This is a genomic window from Bradyrhizobium jicamae (assembly GCF_018130215.1).
Taxonomy (GTDB): Bacteria; Pseudomonadota; Alphaproteobacteria; order Rhizobiales; family Xanthobacteraceae; genus Bradyrhizobium; species Bradyrhizobium jicamae_A.
On record NZ_JAFCKQ010000068.1, the window covers coordinates 14328 to 32439 of the forward strand.

At 60.5% G+C, this 18112-nt stretch carries 16 protein-coding genes and 2 pseudogenes; 11 read left to right on the forward strand and 7 right to left on the reverse strand.

Annotation, left to right across the window (positions count from 1 at the left end):
• Window positions 1-17: 17 nt before the first annotated feature.
• Together JQ586_RS37435 and JQ586_RS37440 are read right to left on the reverse strand one after the other, a co-directional pair.
• On the reverse strand, window positions 18-1199 hold the full coding sequence (locus JQ586_RS37435) for an MFS transporter (protein ID WP_212399662.1): 1182 nt from the start codon (window positions 1197-1199) through the stop codon (window positions 18-20).
• Between the two features lie 27 nt (window positions 1200-1226).
• On the reverse strand, window positions 1227-2114 hold the full coding sequence (locus tag JQ586_RS37440; protein ID WP_212399663.1) for an alpha/beta fold hydrolase: 888 nt from the start codon (window positions 2112-2114) through the stop codon (window positions 1227-1229).
• A gap of 122 nt (window positions 2115-2236) precedes the next feature.
• Here JQ586_RS37440 and JQ586_RS37445 point away from each other — a divergent pair, with 122 nt between their 5' ends.
• Together JQ586_RS37445 and JQ586_RS37450 are read left to right on the forward strand one after the other, a co-directional pair.
• Window positions 2237-3148, forward strand: coding sequence for a LysR family transcriptional regulator (locus JQ586_RS37445; protein ID WP_212399664.1), 912 nt, complete (start codon window positions 2237-2239; stop codon window positions 3146-3148).
• A 305-nt stretch (window positions 3149-3453) separates the two neighbouring features.
• A pseudogene (locus JQ586_RS37450) lies at window positions 3454-3932 on the forward strand (IS5 family transposase); the annotation flags it as partial.
• A 159-nt stretch (window positions 3933-4091) separates the two neighbouring features.
• Here the strand turns inward: JQ586_RS37450 and JQ586_RS37455 are convergent.
• Window positions 4092-4310: a hypothetical protein gene (locus JQ586_RS37455; RefSeq protein ID WP_212399665.1), complete on the reverse strand. Its 219-nt coding sequence runs from the start codon at window positions 4308-4310 to the stop codon at window positions 4092-4094.
• Between the two features lie 165 nt (window positions 4311-4475).
• Here JQ586_RS37455 and JQ586_RS37460 point away from each other — a divergent pair, with 165 nt between their 5' ends.
• The 3 genes from JQ586_RS37460 (at window position 4476) to JQ586_RS37470 (ending at window position 7469) form a co-directional block, all read left to right on the forward strand.
• On the forward strand, window positions 4476-4991 hold the full coding sequence (locus JQ586_RS37460) for an ABC transporter substrate binding protein (protein WP_312017079.1): 516 nt from the start codon (window positions 4476-4478) through the stop codon (window positions 4989-4991).
• A gap of 266 nt (window positions 4992-5257) precedes the next feature.
• A complete protein-coding gene (locus JQ586_RS37465; protein ID WP_212399667.1) occupies window positions 5258-6241 on the forward strand; it encodes an ABC transporter substrate-binding protein in 984 nt (327 codons plus the stop codon).
• A 271-nt stretch (window positions 6242-6512) separates the two neighbouring features.
• Window positions 6513-7469, forward strand: coding sequence for an ABC transporter substrate-binding protein (locus tag JQ586_RS37470; protein WP_212399668.1), 957 nt, complete (start codon window positions 6513-6515; stop codon window positions 7467-7469).
• A 635-nt stretch (window positions 7470-8104) separates the two neighbouring features.
• On the opposite strand, the gene JQ586_RS37475 is transcribed toward JQ586_RS37470, so the two are convergent.
• Entirely contained in the window at window positions 8105-8263 is a 159-nt protein-coding gene (locus tag JQ586_RS37475) for a hypothetical protein (protein ID WP_212399678.1), read from the reverse strand.
• A gap of 215 nt (window positions 8264-8478) precedes the next feature.
• Here JQ586_RS37475 and JQ586_RS37480 point away from each other — a divergent pair, with 215 nt between their 5' ends.
• The 3 genes and pseudogenes from JQ586_RS37480 to JQ586_RS37490 all read left to right on the forward strand — a co-directional run.
• The gene (locus JQ586_RS37480) at window positions 8479-9450 is read left to right on the forward strand and encodes an MBL fold metallo-hydrolase (protein ID WP_212399669.1); all 972 of its coding nucleotides are present in this window, start codon (window positions 8479-8481) and stop codon (window positions 9448-9450) included.
• A gap of 260 nt (window positions 9451-9710) precedes the next feature.
• Entirely contained in the window at window positions 9711-10709 is a 999-nt protein-coding gene (locus JQ586_RS37485) for an ABC transporter substrate-binding protein (RefSeq protein WP_212399670.1), read from the forward strand.
• A gap of 487 nt (window positions 10710-11196) precedes the next feature.
• Window positions 11197-11430: pseudogene (locus JQ586_RS37490) on the forward strand (bifunctional methylenetetrahydrofolate dehydrogenase/methenyltetrahydrofolate cyclohydrolase); the annotation flags it as partial.
• Window positions 11431-11549: 119 nt separating this feature from the next.
• Here the strand turns inward: JQ586_RS37490 and JQ586_RS37495 are convergent.
• Window positions 11550-12701: an FAD-dependent monooxygenase gene (locus JQ586_RS37495; protein ID WP_212399671.1), complete on the reverse strand. Its 1152-nt coding sequence runs from the start codon at window positions 12699-12701 to the stop codon at window positions 11550-11552.
• Window positions 12702-12752: 51 nt separating this feature from the next.
• Window positions 12753-13952, reverse strand: coding sequence for an ABC transporter substrate-binding protein (locus JQ586_RS37500; RefSeq protein ID WP_212399672.1), 1200 nt, complete (start codon window positions 13950-13952; stop codon window positions 12753-12755).
• Window positions 13953-14099: 147 nt separating this feature from the next.
• Here JQ586_RS37500 and JQ586_RS37505 point away from each other — a divergent pair, with 147 nt between their 5' ends.
• Window positions 14100-15698 (forward strand): winged helix-turn-helix domain-containing protein, encoded by a 1599-nt coding sequence (locus JQ586_RS37505; RefSeq protein WP_249148628.1) that lies wholly within the window; start codon window positions 14100-14102, stop codon window positions 15696-15698.
• A gap of 155 nt (window positions 15699-15853) precedes the next feature.
• Here the strand turns inward: JQ586_RS37505 and JQ586_RS37510 are convergent, their stop codons facing one another.
• The gene (locus tag JQ586_RS37510; protein WP_212399673.1) at window positions 15854-16207 is read right to left on the reverse strand and encodes a hypothetical protein; all 354 of its coding nucleotides are present in this window, start codon (window positions 16205-16207) and stop codon (window positions 15854-15856) included.
• A gap of 114 nt (window positions 16208-16321) precedes the next feature.
• Between JQ586_RS37510 and JQ586_RS37515 the strand changes: the two genes are divergently transcribed.
• Together JQ586_RS37515 and JQ586_RS37520 are read left to right on the forward strand one after the other, a co-directional pair.
• A complete protein-coding gene (locus JQ586_RS37515; protein ID WP_212399674.1) occupies window positions 16322-17515 on the forward strand; it encodes an FAD-dependent monooxygenase in 1194 nt (397 codons plus the stop codon).
• A gap of 74 nt (window positions 17516-17589) precedes the next feature.
• Complete coding sequence (locus tag JQ586_RS37520) at window positions 17590-17985, forward strand: YciI family protein (protein WP_212399675.1); 396 nt, start codon at window positions 17590-17592, stop codon at window positions 17983-17985.
• The last annotated feature ends 127 nt before the right edge of the window (window positions 17986-18112 follow it).

The window sequence follows — 18112 nt, forward strand, 5'->3', positions numbered from 1 at the left end:
CGTGGCTTTTGTGGTCGTTACGCCGGCACGCTGCACGCCGCGATGCGGGCAGTCTCGGCGGCGGCGATGCGGAGCGTCGCGAGCTCGGCGAGGATGAAAGCGAGAACCGCAAGCCCTGCGCCGACAAAACCGAGATAGTGCGCGCCGACCAGCGGGATGGCCGCTGCACCGATGAGGCCCGCCGCCGACATGCCGAAGAACGAGGCGGCGGTATTGAGTCCGAGCAGCACCGGTGCAATCGACGGCGCGAGTGCGACGAGGCGATATTGCTGCGGTACCAACAGGCCCCAGCCGGCGGCACCCCAGATGGCGACGACGGGGATCGCGGTCCACAGGCTGGCACTGCTCCAAGGCATCGATGCGCTAACGATGACGAGCACGGCCAGCGTCGACAGGATCACCATGCGCGAACCGATACGATCGATCAGCCGACCGAAGGCGAGGTTGGCGACCGTGCCGCCCGCGCCCCAGAGCACGAGCAGGGTGCCCAGCACGAGCGCGTCGTTGCCGATGGCGCGGTCGAAGGCGACGGCGAAGTAAGTGTAGACCGTGAAGATGCCGCTGAGATTGACGAGTGTCGTCGCCAGCGTCAGCAGGACTCGGGAGTCGGCAAGCGGCGCCAAGCGCTTCGAGAGGGACACCGCAGGTGGCAGCGGCACTTCCGTCAGGAACGCCCAGACGCCGAGGCCTGCCGCCGTGCCGAGGGCTGCCACGAACAGCATCGTGTAGCGCCAGTCGCCGAGACCGCCGATGACAGCGCCGGCAGGCGAGCCCAGTGCGGTCGAGAGCGTCAGGCCAGCGACGACGATGGAGAGCGCGTAGCCGCGCCGCTCCGGCGGTACCAGCATTGCTGCAGATCCCGTCGCGGTCGGCGAGAACATGGCGGCCCCGGCTCCCGCAAGTGCGCGGGTCAACAACGCAATGGTGAAGGTTGGCGAGATCGCGGTCGCAAGGTTTGCGAGCACGAAAACGGCGGCGCCCGCGATCAGCATGGTCTTGCGCGAGACGCCGGCCGCGAGCCCGGCGATGGTCGGTGAGAGCAGGGCGAACGTGACGGAGTAGATCGTGGTCATCTGCCCGGCAGCTCCAATGCTGACATCGAAATGGCGGGCGATTTCGGGTAGCACGCCAGCCACGACAAAACTGTCGGTGCCGAGCGCAAACATGCCGATCGCAAGGACGAGAAGGCGGCGGTCCATTGTTGTTGTCCTTAATGTGAGGATTGTTTAAGCCGCGGAGTTCGTAGCAGTATGGTTCGGCGCGAACCTCGCCTTGATCTCGCAGGCGACCTGCGCGACGTTCTCGTCGAGCACGAAATGCCCGCTATCGAGCCATACCAGCTTTGCGTCCGGCAGATCGTTGAGATAGGCGCGGGCGCCCGGCGGGATGAAGAACGGGTCGTGCTTGCCCCAGACGATCAATGTCTTCGGCTGGTGCTTGCGAAAGGCGGCCTGCCAGTCCGGATAGAGCGCGATGTTGCTCTTGTAGTTTTCGAGCAGATCGACCTGGTAATCCTGCGTACCCGGACGATCGAGCAGCGCCTGGTCGAGGATCCAGTTGTCGGGGTTGATGGCTTCAGGATTCTTCGCGCCCACGAGCCAGTGGAATTTGGTCCCCTCGATGCTGACGAAGTCCCGCGCGGGCTTCTCGGTCTCGGCGTTGCGGTTCTCCCATAACGGCAGCAGCACTTTCTTGGGCGCGTCCCCGACGCCTTCCATGTAGGCGTTGGTGTTCTGAATGATAAAACCCTTCACTTGTGCGGGGCGCTGTGTGAACAGGCGGAAGCCGACGGGACCACCATAGTCCTGCATGTAGATGATGTAGGAGGTGAGCCCGAGCGCATCGACGAGCCCGGCAACATGGGTTGCGAGATTATCGAAGGTGTAGGTGAACTCGCCCCGCGAGGGCGCATCGGAGTGGCCAAAGCCGATGTAATCGGGGGCGATCAGATGGAAGCGGTCGACCAGTGCCGGCATCAGTTCGCGAAACATCTGGCTGGAGGTCGGCAGGCCGTGCAGCAGCAGGATGGTCGGCGCGGAGGGGTCTCCGGCCTCGCGGTAAAACACCTTGCGGCCGTTCACCGTGGCGGTGCGGTGGAGCGTAGGATTGGTCATGGTGGGTCCCTTTTTGGCTGCCCGGCCGCAGGTGGCGAACCGTCGTCGTTTTTTGGGGCTTCCCGGGATTGCGCAACAGCCGCTAAGATCGGGAGGGACCCTCTCGTTTAGTGGAAGGCACTATGGACCGCCTGGCTGCCATGTCGGTGCTGCTCGCAGCCGTGGAGAGCGGCAGCCTGTCCAAAGCGAGCAGGGAGCTGCGGCTACCGCTGGCCACCGTCAGCCGCAGGGTCGCGGAGCTCGAAGCGCATCTGAAGGCGACGTTGCTGATCCGATCGGCCAAGGGGCTGGAGCTGACGCCGGCCGGGCGATCCTACGTCACCTCAGCAAAATCGATCCTGGAGCAGCTGTCCGAAGCCGAGCGTGCGGCCTCCGGCGAATACAGCGAGCCGAAAGGTGACCTCGTCGTCACCGCACCGATCATGTTCGGCCGGATGCACGTGCTGCCCGTGGTGACGCGCTTCCTGGAGGCGTTTCCCGAAGTGTCGGTCGGGCTTGTCCTCACCGATCGCGTTGCGCATTTCCTCGAAGACCAGGTCGACGTCGCCTTGCGTCTTGGTCTCTTGCCGGACAGCAGCCTGATCGCAACGCGCGTCGGCGAAGTCCGGCACGTCATCTGCGCGAGCCCCGACTATCTCGCCGCCAACGGAATCCCTGTGACGCTCGGCGACCTCGACAAGCATCGGCTCGTCTCGTTTCAGAGCGTCTCCGCGCTGAGCACGTGGACATTCGAGTACGACGGTACCGAGAAAACTATCTCGTTCCGCTCGCGCCTCAGCGTCAACACGATCGACGCTGCCATCGATGCCGCGCTCGCAGGCGCCGGCCTGGTGCGCGCGGTGTCCTATCAGATCGCCGATCACGTGCGTGCCGGGCGTCTCGCCGTCGTGCTCGAGGCGTTCGAGCCGCAGCTTCGCCCTGTGCATCTGGTCTACGACACGCAGAGCCGCCTGCCGCTGAAGCTGCGCGCCTTCGTCGACTTTGTCGTTCCGCGCCTGCGCGACCGGCTCGTGCAGGGGAGGCTCCAGCCATGATTGCGCCGCGCCATTGCGGCGCTCGTGCAACATCAGCAGGCCGAGCAAGCCGACAGCCGCGGAGATGGCGACGTATCAGCTTTGTCAGTTTCGTGGCCTCATAAGATTTCGGGCAATAAAATCACGAGGGGCTAAGGTCGAATAGGGCAAATTGTTCGTTCTGGGGTCATTCGCGACGGATTCGGCTGTGTGGTAGGCTGGTTGACGTCCGCTTCTACCCCGTGAGCGCCGAACCGGCGCCGGGCCAGAAGCGTTGCGCTTGGGCGGACCCCCGAGATTCAGACTCCCAAACTGGGGGTCGAATTATGCTCTACGAGCTCGCCGACTGTGAATGGGTCACCATCAAGCCCATATTGCCGTACAAGCCTGCGGCGTTCCTCGGGTGACCGACGTATCCTCATTGGCATCTTCTGGGTCCTCCGATCCGCGGCACCTTGGCGCGATTTTGCCGGATCATTTTTGCCCCTACACGACCTGCTATCATCGTTTCTTCCGCTGGCGGCGGGCTTGTGTCTGGGGCCGCATAAGAGACGAACCTGCCGCTGCCCACGATGCCGCCGTTCAGATGATCGACACTTCCATTGTCCGTGTGCATCAACATGGAGCCTGCATTGCACGAAACCAGCGCTAATCGATGGGGAGGCCAGGTGGCGGCTTGACGAGCAAGATCCATGCGGTCGTCGATAGCAATGGTATGCCGGCAGGGCTGGCGCTGAGCCTTGGTGAAACCCACGACGTTCAACTTGCCGGAAAACTGCTGTCTCGTCTGAAAGTCGGGTCAATGAGACAGGTCTGCTAAACGAACACTCGCGTCGATTTTAGAAGGCTCAATGCCGCCACAGCCGCCTCGCGAAGTGCTAGATTGCGATTCCAGAGTCTATGGTATTCGAGGATGCACATGCATCGGCGCGAATTCATTGGAGTTCTTGGAGGGACGATTGTCTCATTGTCGTATCTCGCGAGGGCCCAGCAAGCTCGCCTCGCCCACATAGCCTACCTTGGTGCTACAAGCGCTACCGTGCTCGACCCGCGTCAGATCGAAGGTTTCAAGTAGGGACTGCGCGAAAACGGGTTGGTCGAGGGACGCAATATCACGGTGGACTACTTTTGGGCGGAAGGCGACCGCAATCGGCTCCAGCAGTTGGCGGATGAACTCGCCCAACGGAAGCTCGATGTGATCGTCACGGCCGGACCGCAACCACCCCCACCGTGTTTGCAATTGGGGTGATGCCGTTGGCAATGGCGTCGTCAATAGCCTTTCTCATCCGGATGACAACGTTACAGGTCTTTCGATGTCCGACTCCGAATTGGAGGCAAGCGGATCGAAATCTTGATAGAAGCGGCTCCCGCAGTGACTCGCGTGTTGGTCTTACGCGATACATCAATGAGCCCGGCGGGGTTATCCGAGGCAGAAGCAACGGCGCGCGCGCTTTTAATCACGCTCGAAATAATTGAAGCCAATAATCCAGATCAGTTCGGGGACGCGTTTGCTGCAGCCGTCGCGCGTGGTGCGAACGGTGTCGCAACCTTTGCGTCACCTTTCTTCAATTACGATCGCAAGCGCCTGATCGAACTCGCCTCGCGGTACCGGCTGCCGTCCATCTGGGAGGCCACGGCTTATGTCAGGGATGGAGGTCTCCTGTCGTATGGACCAAGTTTCGCCGATATGTACCGAAGATCAGCCGGCTACGTCGCAAAGCTTCTCAATGGTGTCAAAACGTCGGACCTCCCGGTCGAACAGCCAGCGAAATTCGAGCTCGGAGTGAACCTAAACATCGCAACGGCACTTGGTCTTGCGATTTCGGCAACACAACTCGCCCGCGCTGACGAGGTGATCGAGTGAGGGTAATTTTGCTGCGATGCAGGAGTCCACACATGGCCCGTAGCGACAAAATCCGCCAGTCGCCTCTATGTCGGCTGTGAGAGGTAGACCGGACCTGGCAATGGCCGGACTAAACCGTCGCGATTGAGGCCGGGCAAGCACCAAGTCTGCATCGGACCCAATGCGGTCCGACACGCCGTCCGACAGGCTCCCCAATAGCCCGCACAGCAACGCGACAAAGTGCTAAACTTGATTTCCCATTAGCGTAGTCCTGAGGGGAGGAGCGCATGCAACGGCGGGACTTCATTGCGCTCCTTGCAGGGTCGCTTGCCGAGTTGCCGCTTGCGGCAAAGGGGCAGCAGCCAATACGACGCGTCGGCGTATTGATAAATCGAGCCGCAGGCGATCCAGAGGAGGTCGCGAGGGTTGACGCCTTCAGCCAAGCAATGGCGGGATTGGGCTGGGTTGTCGGCGGTAACTTGCAGATTGAGTATCGCTATGCTGTTGGCACTGCAGAAGCCTTTCGTAAGGCGGCAGTCGAGTTGATTGACCTCAAGCCGGATATACTTCTTGCCTCGGGAGCCCTAGGCGTCGCCGCAGTCCAAAAGATCACGCGCTCTATTCCAGTGGTGTTCGCATCAGTGGCCGATCCGGTCGGTGCTGGCATCGTCGAGAGCCTCGCCAAGCCGGGCGGGAATATCACGGGCTTCATGGTCTCCGAATACAGCTTCAACACCAAGTTGCTGGAGTTGCTCAAGCAGATCCTGCCGAATTTGACGCGGGCCGCCATTCTTCGTAACTCCGAAAACCCGACTGGAACGGTTCAATTCGGCGCGATCCAGGCTGTGGCACCAAGCCTTGGAGTAGAAGTGGTGCCGGTCAACATGCGCGATGCTGGCGAGATCGAGCGAACCGTTGCCGCCGTTGCTCAATCTCCAAATTGCGGTCTGATCGTGACGGGAAGCGCGTCAGCCACGATCCACCTCGATTTGATCATCTCCCTCGCGGCCCAGTACAAGCTGCCAGCAGTCTACCCATATCGTTACAGCGCTGTGCGTGGCGGGTTGATCTCCTACGGACCCGACCTCACCGACCAGTATGGACGCGCGGCCGCCTATGTGGATCGCATCCTTAAAGGTGAGAAGCCAGGCGACCTGCCGGTGCAGGCCCCGACCAAATACTTGCTGGTGGTGAACCTGAGAACTGCAAAGGCGCTGGGATTGCGAATGCCATCCACTCTTCTCGCTCGTGCCGACGAGGTTATCGAATAGCGCGACGGATGTCTGCCTATTTTCTAAGGGCATCCGGTGCAGTCGTTGTCATCGGATGCGGGGGACCACGTCAATCTATGCAGGATCGCTGTGCGATCTTCCTAGGTCTACCGTGAAGGCTTTGCTTGTCGGGATTCGATCCGAGCCGATTTCAACGAGAAATTTGAACCAGTATTATTTTCGACTTTTTCAACAATATCGACCCAAAGCGGATACGACTGCGCCCTTCCGGCATGCTAGTGTTGGTAGGCTCGATCCATCGGGGCAGGCAATGAGACGGCGCGAGTTTATGTCGTTCCTCGGCGCGGCCATGTGGCCGCTCGCGGCGCACGCACAGCAGCCGATACCGGTGGTCGGATTTCTCAACGGCGCATCGCCGCGGGCCTATGCGTCTAACGTGAGCGGATTTCTCCTCGGTCTGAAGGAGACCGGCTATATCGAAGGCCAGAACGTGGCGATCGAATACCGTTGGGCGGAGGGTCACTACGATAGGCTGCCGGCAATGGCTGCCGACCTCGTGCAGCGTCAGGTGGCTGTGATCGCCGCGAACACGTCGGCTGTTCCAGCTGCCACGGCGGCAACTACGAAGATTCCAATTGTCTTCCTTACCGCTAACGATCCAGTCGAGGCTGGGCTTGTTAAAAGCTTGAACCGACCAGGCGGCAACGTGACCGGAGTGAGCTTGATCTCCGGCGCGCTGGGGGCCAAGCAGTTGGAGGTGCTGCATGAGGTCGTGCCTGCCGCGAAGTCGGTTGCCTTTCTCGTGAACCGGACCAACCCAAATATGGAACTCTATATCAGAGGCGTCCAGGAGGCCGCGCGCACTCTCGGACAAGAGATCGAAATCCTGAATGCCAGCACGGAAGCCGAAATCGACGCCGCGTTCCAACGGCACCGTGATGCGCTCGTCGTTGCCCCGGATGGATTTTTCATCGGCCGGAGCAGTCAACTCGCGACGCTGGCACTGCGTAACGCGCTGCCCACCATGTGTCCTTTTCGCGAGTTTACCGCAGGCGGTGGCCTGATGAGCTACGGCGTGAGCCTGCCCGATCAATATCGTCAATTCGGCATCTATGCCGGCAAGATTCTGCAGGGCGCCAGTCCTGCGGACTTGCCGGTTTTGCAGCCGACCAAGTTCGAGCTGGTAATCAACCTCAAGACGGCTAAGACGCTCGGCCTTGCGATTCCGCCCGGCGTGCTCGCGCGCGCCGACGAGGTGATCGAATAGCAGGCTATTGTCTCCTTGTGGCCGATATTGTTGAAAAAGTCGAAAATAATACTGGTTCAAATATCTCGTTGAAATTAGCTCGGATCGACTCCCGACAAGCAAAGCCTTCACGGTAGACCTAGGAAGATCGCACAGCGATCCTGCATAGCTTGACGTGGTCCCCCGCATCTGATGACAACGACTGCACCGGATGCCCTTAGAAAATAGGCATCCGCGCCACACAGGACTTTTTCAACAATATCGGCCCTAAACCGGCCTCTTCGCTCATCATACAATGTTCCACTTTCGAGGGCGTAGCGGACGAGCATTGGGCATTGCTGATCCCACGCTAACTCCGGCGATGGACTGACGATCGCTTGGTACTAGGCGCGCAAGCCACTGGAGAACGTCTGCGATCGGCCCTTTAGCTGTCTTCTATCTCCAATGTCAGAATGTCGGGTGAAGCGGCGGGAGTTCATTGCACTGGTTGGTGGTGCTGCGGTTTGGCCAATTGCAGCACGAGCCCAGCTTGCACAGAAGATAGCGCGTATCGGAATTGTCAGCATCTGCGGGTCGACTGCTGACATGTTGGGCCCGCTGCCGCCCAACCGCACCGTTCGTGCGTTCCTGTGCGGAACGGCGGAACTGGGTTACGTTTACGGCCGCGATTTTGTGACCGAGCCGCGCGGCAGCAGCCATAGCCTGATTGACGCGAGTTGAACGAATGCGAGGTAGTTGGCGGCGAGCCTATCGTAGCGCGTCGGCAGCATCGGCTTGATGGCGCTCCATTCATGGTCAGCGAGTTCGTAGCGCATGATTCGAGCCCCCAGTTCGGGAGTTTGAATCACGGCAGTCCGGCCAAACGCAACGCTCCTGGACCGCTCTTGGTACGGCGCTTACGGACAGGAGCGGACATCAACCAGTCCTCAATCTCTGTCAAATGCGTCGAAAATGACCCGAAGCCGACCTTGTGCCGTGCACATCACCATTGATATGCTCGATCCATTCAGTCAGCGGGGAGTCCCAAACGATGTCCGATATCTCGCGTCGGGACGTGACACTTGGCGCAGCCGGTGCTTATGCCGCGTTTGGACTCGACAAGGCGATTACGTTTGTCGACGCGGCTCACGCTCAACAGTCCGTCACTCAACCTTTTCGCAAATACAAGGTCGGCGACATTGAACTCTTTTCTCTGATCGATGGCATGCGTGACGTTCCGCTGCGGGAGGGCATGGTCAGGAATGTCAGCGTCGAACAGGTCAAGACCGTGTTGCGTGGTGCCGGATTTCCCGACAATCGGGCGCCCCTGCGGTTTATCGTTATGGCGCTCAAGCTGCGCGATCAAGTGGTCCTGATCGACTCGGGTACGGGCGGTCATCCGATTTATGGTGAGGGGAATGGCCGGTTATTCGAGAGCATGGCGGCGGCAGGCCTAGACCCCAAGGCGGTCAAGACGATCCTCATCTCCCATCTCCACGGCGACCACATTTATGGCCTCATGAACAATGAGAGCGATGGGCAGGTCTTCCCGGATGCCGACATCGTGGTGCCCGCCGCGGAATTGAAATGGTGGACGCGCCCGGGGGTCGAGTCGATCGATCTCGGACCGACGCGCAAAGGCCTCGCCCAGCGAATTCAGGCCACGGTGGCGACTTGGAAAAACGTCAGGACCTTTGAGGGAGAACCAGAACTCGTGCCCGGTGTGCACGCCGTTCAGGCGCCCGGCCATAGCCCGGGAATGGTCGCGCATCTGGTCACCTCCGGCCGCGAACAGTTCCTGATCAGCGCTGACGTGGTCAATCTTGCGCCACACATTTCAACAAATCCGGAGTGGCAGCTCGCTATCGACCAGGATCCGCAAATGGCTGTCGAAACGCGAAGGAAGATCTTCGATCGCGCTGTCGCCGACAAGCTCACCATTTCGGGTACTCACTGGTTGATGCCGAACGTCGGCACGCTGGCCAAGGATGGCAGCAGGTACGTATTCGTAGCCGAGGGGTAATATTGGCAATTGGAACGCGACTGCTGCTCGTAGCGGAGAAACGGTCGGCATCTGAGCCGGCTTAGGCCCATTGCGACATATTGCGCTGCCGCCCGAAGCAGAGCAGACATTGCTTTAGTCGCATCACGCCGCCGGGTTTATGGTGCACGGCCTAACTGCTTGTAACCCTCCCATGCCTGAGGCCGCCAACTGGGGCGGCCTCAGAAGCCCGCGAGTTTGCAAACGAGGAAAACAGAATCCTCAATAGGCATGGTGCCGCCATGAAACGACGCCAGTTGATTGTCGCATTCGCTAGTGTGGCGACTTGGCCGTTCGCTAGGCCGTTGGCGGCGTTCGCACAAGGTTCCACGCTCTACCGCATCGGCTTCCTAAGCCAGGGCAGCTTTGCGCCGGATACCTACCCCGGCAAGCTAACCGGTCTGATAACTCAACACCTTGCACGGAGCGGCTTTACCCCCGCGAGCGGCTGCGAACTGGTCGAACGTGGCGCGGAAGGACATCTCGACCGCTTGCCGGGCCTGGTGACGGAGCTGCTTGCGGCGAAGGTCGATGTCATTGTCGCCTTCGGCTATTTTGTGGCTGCTGCAGTCAAACAAGGTACGGGCGCGATTCCAACTGTGATCTTCGCAACTGGTGATCCTGTGAAAACGCAGCTCGTCGCCAGTCTCAACCGACCAGAAGGAAACATCACGGGCATTTCCGATGTCGCCGGTGAGCTCGCGCCGAAGCGCCTCGAACTGTTGAAGCAGACGGCGCCTCGGCTTCAGCGCCTAGCATTATTGTGGAATGCGGGTAACCCCGGGATGACCGAGCGTTACGAAGCATCTGCGGCCGCGGCGAAGACGTTGAACGTGACGGTCGTGGCATTGGGTGTGCGCGAGCCCAACGATTTCGAAGATGCGTTTGCGGCCATGGAACGCTCCATGCCAGATGGGTTGTTGATAGTGGCGGACGCGCTCACCGCGCTCAATCGCAAACGCGTCTTTGACTTTGCGGCAACGCACCGCCTGCCCACAATCTATGAAACGGATGACTTTGTGCGCGCCGGAGGCCTCATGTCCTATGGTCCGGACCAGGCTGAGACTGCCGAGCGCGGCGCGAGCCTGGTAGCGCGCATTCTAAAAGGCGAGAAGCCCGCCAACCTGCCGCTTGAACAGCCGACACGCTTCCGTCTTGTCGTTAATCTCAAGACCGCCCAATCTCTCGGCTTGGCAATTCCCCCGTCGATCCTGCTGCTTGCTGACGAGTTAATCGAATAGCGGTTCAGGTCGGGCACAACTTGCCAATATGGCCAGGCAGGCGAAGGCTGTTCTGATAACTGAAAAGCTCGAGGCCGTTGCCGATCGCGGCTAATTCAGCAGCCCGGATAGCCGCCGACATGGCCCTCTCGGTTCTGGCCTATAATCTGACCCGAGCAATGAATATCCTCGGGATCAGGCCGCTGACGCCGCCTGAGAACGGCCCAGTTTGGGCTTCAAGATTAACGGCCCTGTAAGGCCATTTTTTGCACGGCCAAGACCCAAGGCGGACATCTACCGACTTTAAACCGACCGACGATCTCAGTCCCGTTTTTCGGGACGCTAAGGTTCGCACTTGGGAGGATCCCGACCATCCCCAAGATGCGATCGATGGCAAATATCGGATCAAGCGGATGCAATATGACCGGCTTTTGGCGCCCCGCCGCATTTCGAACGTGCGCAAGAAAGCAGTCGCTTCGAGGCGAAGCCGACATCAAGAAGTCGGCAGGCGACGGTGATCGATGTCGGCATCACTCGCACCAGGTTCGGATCCGGCACTGAAAAACTAGTCGGCGATGTCGCGTTCGACGAGGCGATGGAGGTCGCCGGTGCGGTCACCCCGGTCCCGGGCGACGTCGGACCGATGACCATCGCCTGTCTGCTGGCCAACACGTTGAGCGCCGCGAGGATGGAAGCTGCGCGACGCAAGGCCGCGGAAGCCGAGTCGGCGAACATGGCCTGACATCGTGGGTCCTGGGCCAACGCAACGGATTCTCGGAACGAAAGATCATCAAAGCGCAAGCCTCCGCTAGGCGCGTTTGCCCCCAGCCGAGTGTGCGCTTGTACGCTGACCAAGTCACTCTACAGCAACGACGCCGCCGCTTGCTCGGCGTCGTAGGGAAATATCCAATCCACCGCCGACATCCACTCGCGCTTGCTTTCGTCCGAGTGATTTTCGCCCAAGGACCGGTAGAATCTGCCGGCGTTGCGCGAAGCGGCCTGTATCCGGCTCGTACGCTCGAGCCTTAGATCCTGGTAAGCTTTCAACCGTGCGGGAATCTCGTCGCGCGTCGCGTGCTCAAGCAAGACGGCGAGTACAAAGCCGTCTTCAATCGACTGCCCGGCGCCTTGGCCAAAATGCGGTACCATCGGATGCGCAGCGTCGCCGAGAAGGGTCACATGACCTTTCGACCAATACGGCAAAGGTGGCCGATCGTAGATACCCCAGCGAAACGTCTGATCGAGCGCTGCGATGATTTCCCGCACGGGAGCGTCCCAGCCCTCGTACTCGGCGGCAAGTGCCTTGACATCACCCGGCGCGAACCAGGTCTCCTCCATGTCACGAGAGCATGGCACGAACGCAACAACGGTGATCAGGCGCCCCTGGGAAACCGGAAAGCAAATCAGGCTGCGGCCGGCCCCAATCCACATGTTCAGGCCACGCAGGTCTGCGGCCCATGGGAGTTTTTCCGATTGCGCAAGGCCCCGGTAGGCCATGATGCCTTCGCTCGACGGACGGGACACAAGGCCGATTTCGCGCTGCACCATCGAATGGATGCCATCTGCACCGATGACCAGATCCGCATCGTGGACCGCGCCGTTGGCAAAGGCCAGCCGCGCGCCGGTTTCGGTTTCCTCGACACGGATGCATCGATGGCCGTAGTGCACCGGGGCCTTCACCGCGCTCCCGAGCATCGCGAGGAGTTCGACGCGGTGGATCAGATAGCTTTGCATCTCGACGGGAGGAGGCCTCGGAACAAATTCTCCCCGCGAGGTTCGCAGCGTTGTGAGCCCCTGGCTCCTGGTGCTGATCTTCTCGAGCGCGTCGCACAGTCCCGCGCGCTTGAGCAGTATCGCCGCATTCGGAGGGATGGATATTCCCGCGCCGGCCTCGCGTGGCGACACCGCCTCTTCGAAGACCGCGACGTTCATGCCTCGCGCGCCCAACGCCAGCGCGGCACTGAGCCCGCCAATTCCAGCTCCAACAATGGCAATGTTCAGCCGATCGCTCATTGGCATCCATCCGATTTTCGGCCGTCTTCCTCACGGCCTGTCTTTGCGGCGTCAGTTACCGATGACGTCGTCGAGCAAGACCCATTTGCTACCGTCGAAGCGCGCCATGCGGGCCTTTCGCCATCCAATTCGCGCTGAAGGCGAGACATTGATCGTCAACCCGGGCAGGAACATAGGGAGCTGAACGTCGTGAATATTGGTCGCCTGACGGATTAGGTTTTCGCGAGAGAGATCGTCACCGCAGTGCCTGAGAACCTCGACGATCATCTGGGCGGTCGAGTATGCGAAGACCGACTCCTCGATTTGCTCATTCGGCGCCCACTCCTTCATGAATGCCCGATACTCCCTCATGCCGTCATCGGCATCCCAGGTCGGATCCTCCGGTGACTTCAGCCAGAGCGCCGTGACTGCGCCGGCTGACGCAGCAACGCCCGCCGGACGCATGACCGTGGAAATGCCGCTGGCGCCGGACAGCAAAACGTGCTGGACCTTCCAGCCGAGTTCGTGGGCCTTGCGGATTGCCTGCGCGGCGAACCGCGCGTTGGAGGCATGAAACAGCGTATCGGCGCCAGAGGCCTTGAGCGCCACGATTTGCGAATCGATCGTCGGCTCCGTGACGTCGTACGCGGCCTCGCCAACGATCATGGTTGACGCCCTTGGTCCGAGAGCGGCCTTGAAGCCGGCAAGCTGTCCTTTCCCCACGTCGTCGTTCTCGTAGATGACGCCGATCTTTGCGTCGGGCCGCGCTCGCAGCAGATATTCCGCGTAAATTTTGGCCTCGACCGGCTGCGGCATCATGAACGTCGTCGTCCATGGCAGCTTTTCCGGATCATTCAACCTGGGACTGCTTGCAAGGAGCAGAATTTGGGGCACCCTCTGACTGTTGAGATATTTGGCCACCGCAAGATTGGTCGGGCTGCCGAAGGACCCGACGATCGCAAGAACCCCATCGCCCTCCACCAGCCTTCGCGTCTGCTCGACGGTCTTCGACGGCATGAAGGCGTCGTCGAGTGACAAAAGCGTCACCTTGCGACCATTGATGCCGCCGGAGGCGTTGATCTTTCTCAAATAGGCCGCTTCCACCCGGCCGAAGCCGCTCAGATTGGATAGCGGCCCGCTGTACGGTACCGTTTGGCCTATCCTGATTTCGGTATCGGTCACGCCCGGGCCGTACCTCTTGTCCTGCCCGGCAGCTGGCGAAAGGCTGAAAACTGAAAGGCTTAAGGCAGCGAAGATCACCGGACGGATCATGGACAGCCTCCTGCTCGCTGCGCTTCCTGGATTGCCTGCCTGCCTGCCAAGCCTTGCCATCCCACGCCGCGCTATGTTGCTGTACAATCGGCCCTGCGTCCCGAAGTTTTGCCGAAATTTTCCGAAAACGGCCGCCACGAGGCATCCTTGCTCAAGTCATCGCAGCACTCGATTGTTGTCGGGGACCGGACTGTCGATCTCGCCCGCGAGTTGTTGATCGACGAGCGCGGCAACGTCGTGCCATTGCGCCCGCGGGCCTGGCTGGTGCTGCGGTTGCTCGCGACGCGGGCAGGACAGCTAGTAGCCAAAAGCGAAATCCTGGACGAGGTCTGGTCCGACTGCGAGGTCACGGAAGATTCCCTCGTCCAGGCCATCGGCGATGTCAGGCGCGCGCTCGGCGAAACGGGCCGGACGGCCCTGAGGACTCTGCCCCGCCGCGGCTACATGCTGGCGCTGAACGAAGAACCGGTTGCCGGCCAAAGCCCATCGATCGCCGCGGCGCCCGGTCCCTCTCCCGGCAGATCGTCTGCTCCATCCGCGATCCCGCGGCTATCCATCGTTGTTCTGCCGTTTGCAAACCTCGGCGGCGATCCAGAGCGGGAGTATTTCGCCGACGGCGTGACTGACAGCCTTACAACCGATTTGTCGCGCATCGCGGGCTCATTCGTCATCGGCCGCAACACCGCGTTCACCTTCAAGGGAAGGGCGGTGGATGCGCGGGAGATCGGCCGCGAACTGAAGGTGCGTTACGTGCTGGAGGGATCGGTCCAGCGCGGCGGCAGCCGCTTTCGCCTGAACGTCCAGTTGTCCGACACGGAAACCGGGGCCCAGGTGTGGGCGGAGCGCTTCGACAAGCCGGCGGCCGACCTCCTGGATATGCAGGATGAGATTGTATCCCGGCTGGCCAACACGTTGAACGCCGAACTCATCAAGGCCGAGGCGCAGCGCGCGGAACGCTCGCCGCATCCGGATGCCATGGACCTGTACTTCCAGGGCAGAGCTTGGCAGAACAGGGGCATAACGCCTGTGTTCCTGGCGCGGGCTAGGGAATTCTTCATGCGCGCGCTGGCGCTCGATCCCGGCCACATCGAAGCGGCAGTGGCCGCGGCTCATGTCGATATTGCGCTGGGTGCATCCTTCATGACCGATGACGCGCCAATGCACTTCAAGGCCGCGGAAAGCACGCTAAGCGGCGTATTATCGCGCGCCCCCAACCATCCGAGAGCACACATGCTTCTCGGTGCCGTTCAAATCCGGACCGACCGCGCCGCCAATGGCCTCGCCGAGTGTCGGCAGGCGCTGGCGCTCGATCGCAATCTGGCGGATGCTCACGGCTTCCTCGGGCTTGGGAAGCATGCGCTCGGGCGCAATGAGGAGGTGGAGGAGCATATCCACGAGGCGCTGCGGCTGTCCCCGCGCGACACGCGTGCCTTTCTCTGGTTCATGATTGCCGGCATGGCCAAGTTGCACGGCGGCAGCGATCTGGAGGCGCTGGACTGGCTTCGCCGCAGTATTGAAGCCAATCCAAATTACACGCTTTCTCATTTTCACCTCGCTGGCGCGCTGGCCATGACGGGAGATCTGCGGGAGGCTCGATCCAGCGCCGACACCGGATTGGCGCTCGATCCCGGATTTACCATCCATCGACACCGCATGAACGCGTGGGTTCGTGCCACTCCGGTGTGGCTTGCCAGGCGTGAGCGCTTTTACGACGGTATGCGCATGGCCGGCGTACCGGAGGGCTAATGCGCTAGGACTTTGTCGCCAGCCCACCGCTGGCGAGCGTGAAGACGAGCGCCGCGATTTGGCCCCAGTCCGAGCGGCCCCTGGCGCGAGCGCGGAAGCCACACCCCCAACTGCCGGCACCGCCATGGTCACGATCGCGCCCCCCTAGGCGGCAGTCACGCCTGCACCGCGATGCCGTAGGCGATGCCGAACCGGACCACGATGGCGTAGCCCACGAGCCACCAGCCGAGCAGCATGATTGCCTCCGAATGGCTGGTCTCAATGATCAGGCCCACGATGGTGATAGGAAAACAACCGACGGCGGCGATCGGCGGCAAGAGCTCGGCAGTTTGTTGGTCAAGACAGTGCCGCGCGCCAAGCCGCTTGGCGCGTCTACCAAGTTCATCATCCCCTGCCGCGCTGCAACGAAAACGCGGGTGGTCTGATGTCCGAATGCCGCTGTTGGGCCCAAACTGACATCTTCGCTCATCAGGTAAATTTCCGCCTTTCACGGCGTAGCGGACAAACATTAGGATCGAACGAGGTCGCGTTTGGACCCGGAGCGGATATGCTCGCCTCAGGCGCGAGGGCTTGCTTGGATTGGCGACTTGTTAGATTGAGTAACGGTCCGCCAGGAGGAGGTGATGTCCAGGGGACTTCAAATCGCCATCGTCGGCGGTGGAATCGGTGGCTTGACGACCTCGCTCGCCTTGCGAGCGCGCGGATTGAGCGTAACGGTCTTTGAGCAGGCTGATGAACTGCGAGAGATCGGCGCTGGAGTTACCATCTATCCCAATGCAATGCTTCTGCTCAATCGTCTCGGCCTTGCGGATGAGATCGAGAAAATCGGTTGTCCGATCACCGGCCAAGTGATGCGGACTTCGACTGGTGAACTCATCAATGCGTCGACGACCCCCTCGACAAGTATCCAGAGCTATAATGTTCATCGAGCAGATTTTCTTAAGCTGCTTGCCAACGCTCAGCCGAAAGCCACTCTCCACTTGGGGCATCGGCTGTCTGGGGCCCGCGAAACTGATGGTCGCGTCTGCTTGAGCTTTTCGAACGGCGCGACGGTCAATTCTGATGTCGTGATTGGAGCCGACGGCATCCACTCTGCTTTGCAACGAGAAATCGGATTGAAAACCTATTCGTCGAGCGAAGGAATAATGGCTTACAGAGGACTGATCCCGACCGACAAGCTTTCTTGGGCGAAAGACATTGGAGGTCGAATGTCACGGTGGATCGGGAAAGGCCGCAGTTTCCTATGTTACCCGGTTTCGAGCGGCCGATTGATGAACATGGTCGCTTTTGTCCCAACCAATTTGGATTCAGAGGAATCTTGGACGGCCCCGGGTGACCTGGAATCGCTAAGCTCCGAATATGCGGGTTGGGATGATCCCGTGCTGGAAACAATAGGCGCTCTCGACTCGACGTTCCGTTGGGGCATTTATGATCGGGCGCCCCTGCCATATTGGTGTGCCGGTCGCGCCGCGCTGCTTGGCGACGCTGCCCACGCAATGGTGCCCCATCTTGGACAGGGTGCCGCGCAAGCCATAGAAGACGGATTCACGCTTGCCGTGTTTCTGGAAGGCGCCAAGCCAAAAGACGTTTCAAAGCGATTGAAGGCCTACGAAAGGACGAGGCTCGCGCGGACGAGCCAGATACAAGCATTAGCGCGAGAGACCGGCAGATTCTTTCGCGCCGAGTATGACGATGTGGCTGAACGAGACCGCTTCATTGCCAAGTGGATGGCGGCGAATGGACAGATCCGCGGGCACGACGCGGAGAACGCCGCGAAAGAAGCTCTTTTGCTGGCTAAGGACTCCGGATCAATTTAGAAGCGATTTTCGGATCGCCTCATAGCTGACCGTCACCCCAGAATGTCGAGCGCAAAAGCGGTAGGACTCTGATGATGAATACTCAACAGCAGCCAAGGGCCTCGGTCTTTGCCATTATTCTCAAGCTCTCATCTGAGTTCACCGCGCAAATCGCTCGTCCCGGAGTTGGGGCCGCCGTGGTGAAGGCCACCAGAGTAGGCCAGGCCCCCACCGTTGAGGAATTGATGACCTTGGGGCAAACAGAAGAATTTGCGAGACTGTTTTCCGAGCGGCTCGGCTATCTGGTACGGCTGCAGCAAGCTGGCGTCCTGCGTGCGGCCGGGCCTTTCGAGGGCCTGAAAGCAGGGATGTACCTCTGTAACGCTAACGACGAGCGCGAGGCGCGGCGCGTTTTGGAGGAGGATCCCCTATACAAGGCGGGCTTTATTGAGAATGACTTTTCAGTACACCGGTGGCTAATCGCCATTTAGAGCGGTTCACGGCTTGATTGAATCGGAAGGGATTCCCGATTTCGGACGACTATGATTCAAGATGCTGGCTGGGCTGGAGGCCAGCATCCGATGGTCCGACCAATTTCCAATGATCTGCGTAAGCGGG

Excerpts from the sequence above, each read along its gene's own strand:
- JQ586_RS37435 (WP_212399662.1), bottom strand. The coding sequence starts at position 1,199 with ATGGACCGCCGCCTTCTCGTCCTTGCGATCGGCATGTTTGCGCTCGGC.
- JQ586_RS37440 (WP_212399663.1), bottom strand. The coding sequence starts at position 2,114 with ATGACCAATCCTACGCTCCACCGCACCGCCACGGTGAACGGCCGCAAG.
- JQ586_RS37445 (WP_212399664.1), top strand. The coding sequence starts at position 2,237 with ATGGACCGCCTGGCTGCCATGTCGGTGCTGCTCGCAGCCGTGGAGAGC.
- JQ586_RS37465 (WP_212399667.1), top strand. The coding sequence starts at position 5,258 with ATGCAACGGCGGGACTTCATTGCGCTCCTTGCAGGGTCGCTTGCCGAG.
- JQ586_RS37470 (WP_212399668.1), top strand. The coding sequence starts at position 6,513 with ATGAGACGGCGCGAGTTTATGTCGTTCCTCGGCGCGGCCATGTGGCCG.
- JQ586_RS37475 (WP_212399678.1), bottom strand. The coding sequence starts at position 8,263 with ATGCGCTACGAACTCGCTGACCATGAATGGAGCGCCATCAAGCCGATG.
- JQ586_RS37480 (WP_212399669.1), top strand. The coding sequence starts at position 8,479 with ATGTCCGATATCTCGCGTCGGGACGTGACACTTGGCGCAGCCGGTGCT.
- JQ586_RS37485 (WP_212399670.1), top strand. The coding sequence starts at position 9,711 with ATGAAACGACGCCAGTTGATTGTCGCATTCGCTAGTGTGGCGACTTGG.
- JQ586_RS37495 (WP_212399671.1), bottom strand. The coding sequence starts at position 12,701 with ATGAGCGATCGGCTGAACATTGCCATTGTTGGAGCTGGAATTGGCGGG.
- JQ586_RS37500 (WP_212399672.1), bottom strand. The coding sequence starts at position 13,952 with ATGATCCGTCCGGTGATCTTCGCTGCCTTAAGCCTTTCAGTTTTCAGC.
- JQ586_RS37510 (WP_212399673.1), bottom strand. The coding sequence starts at position 16,207 with ATGTTTGTCCGCTACGCCGTGAAAGGCGGAAATTTACCTGATGAGCGA.
- JQ586_RS37515 (WP_212399674.1), top strand. The coding sequence starts at position 16,322 with ATGTCCAGGGGACTTCAAATCGCCATCGTCGGCGGTGGAATCGGTGGC.
- JQ586_RS37520 (WP_212399675.1), top strand. The coding sequence starts at position 17,590 with ATGAATACTCAACAGCAGCCAAGGGCCTCGGTCTTTGCCATTATTCTC.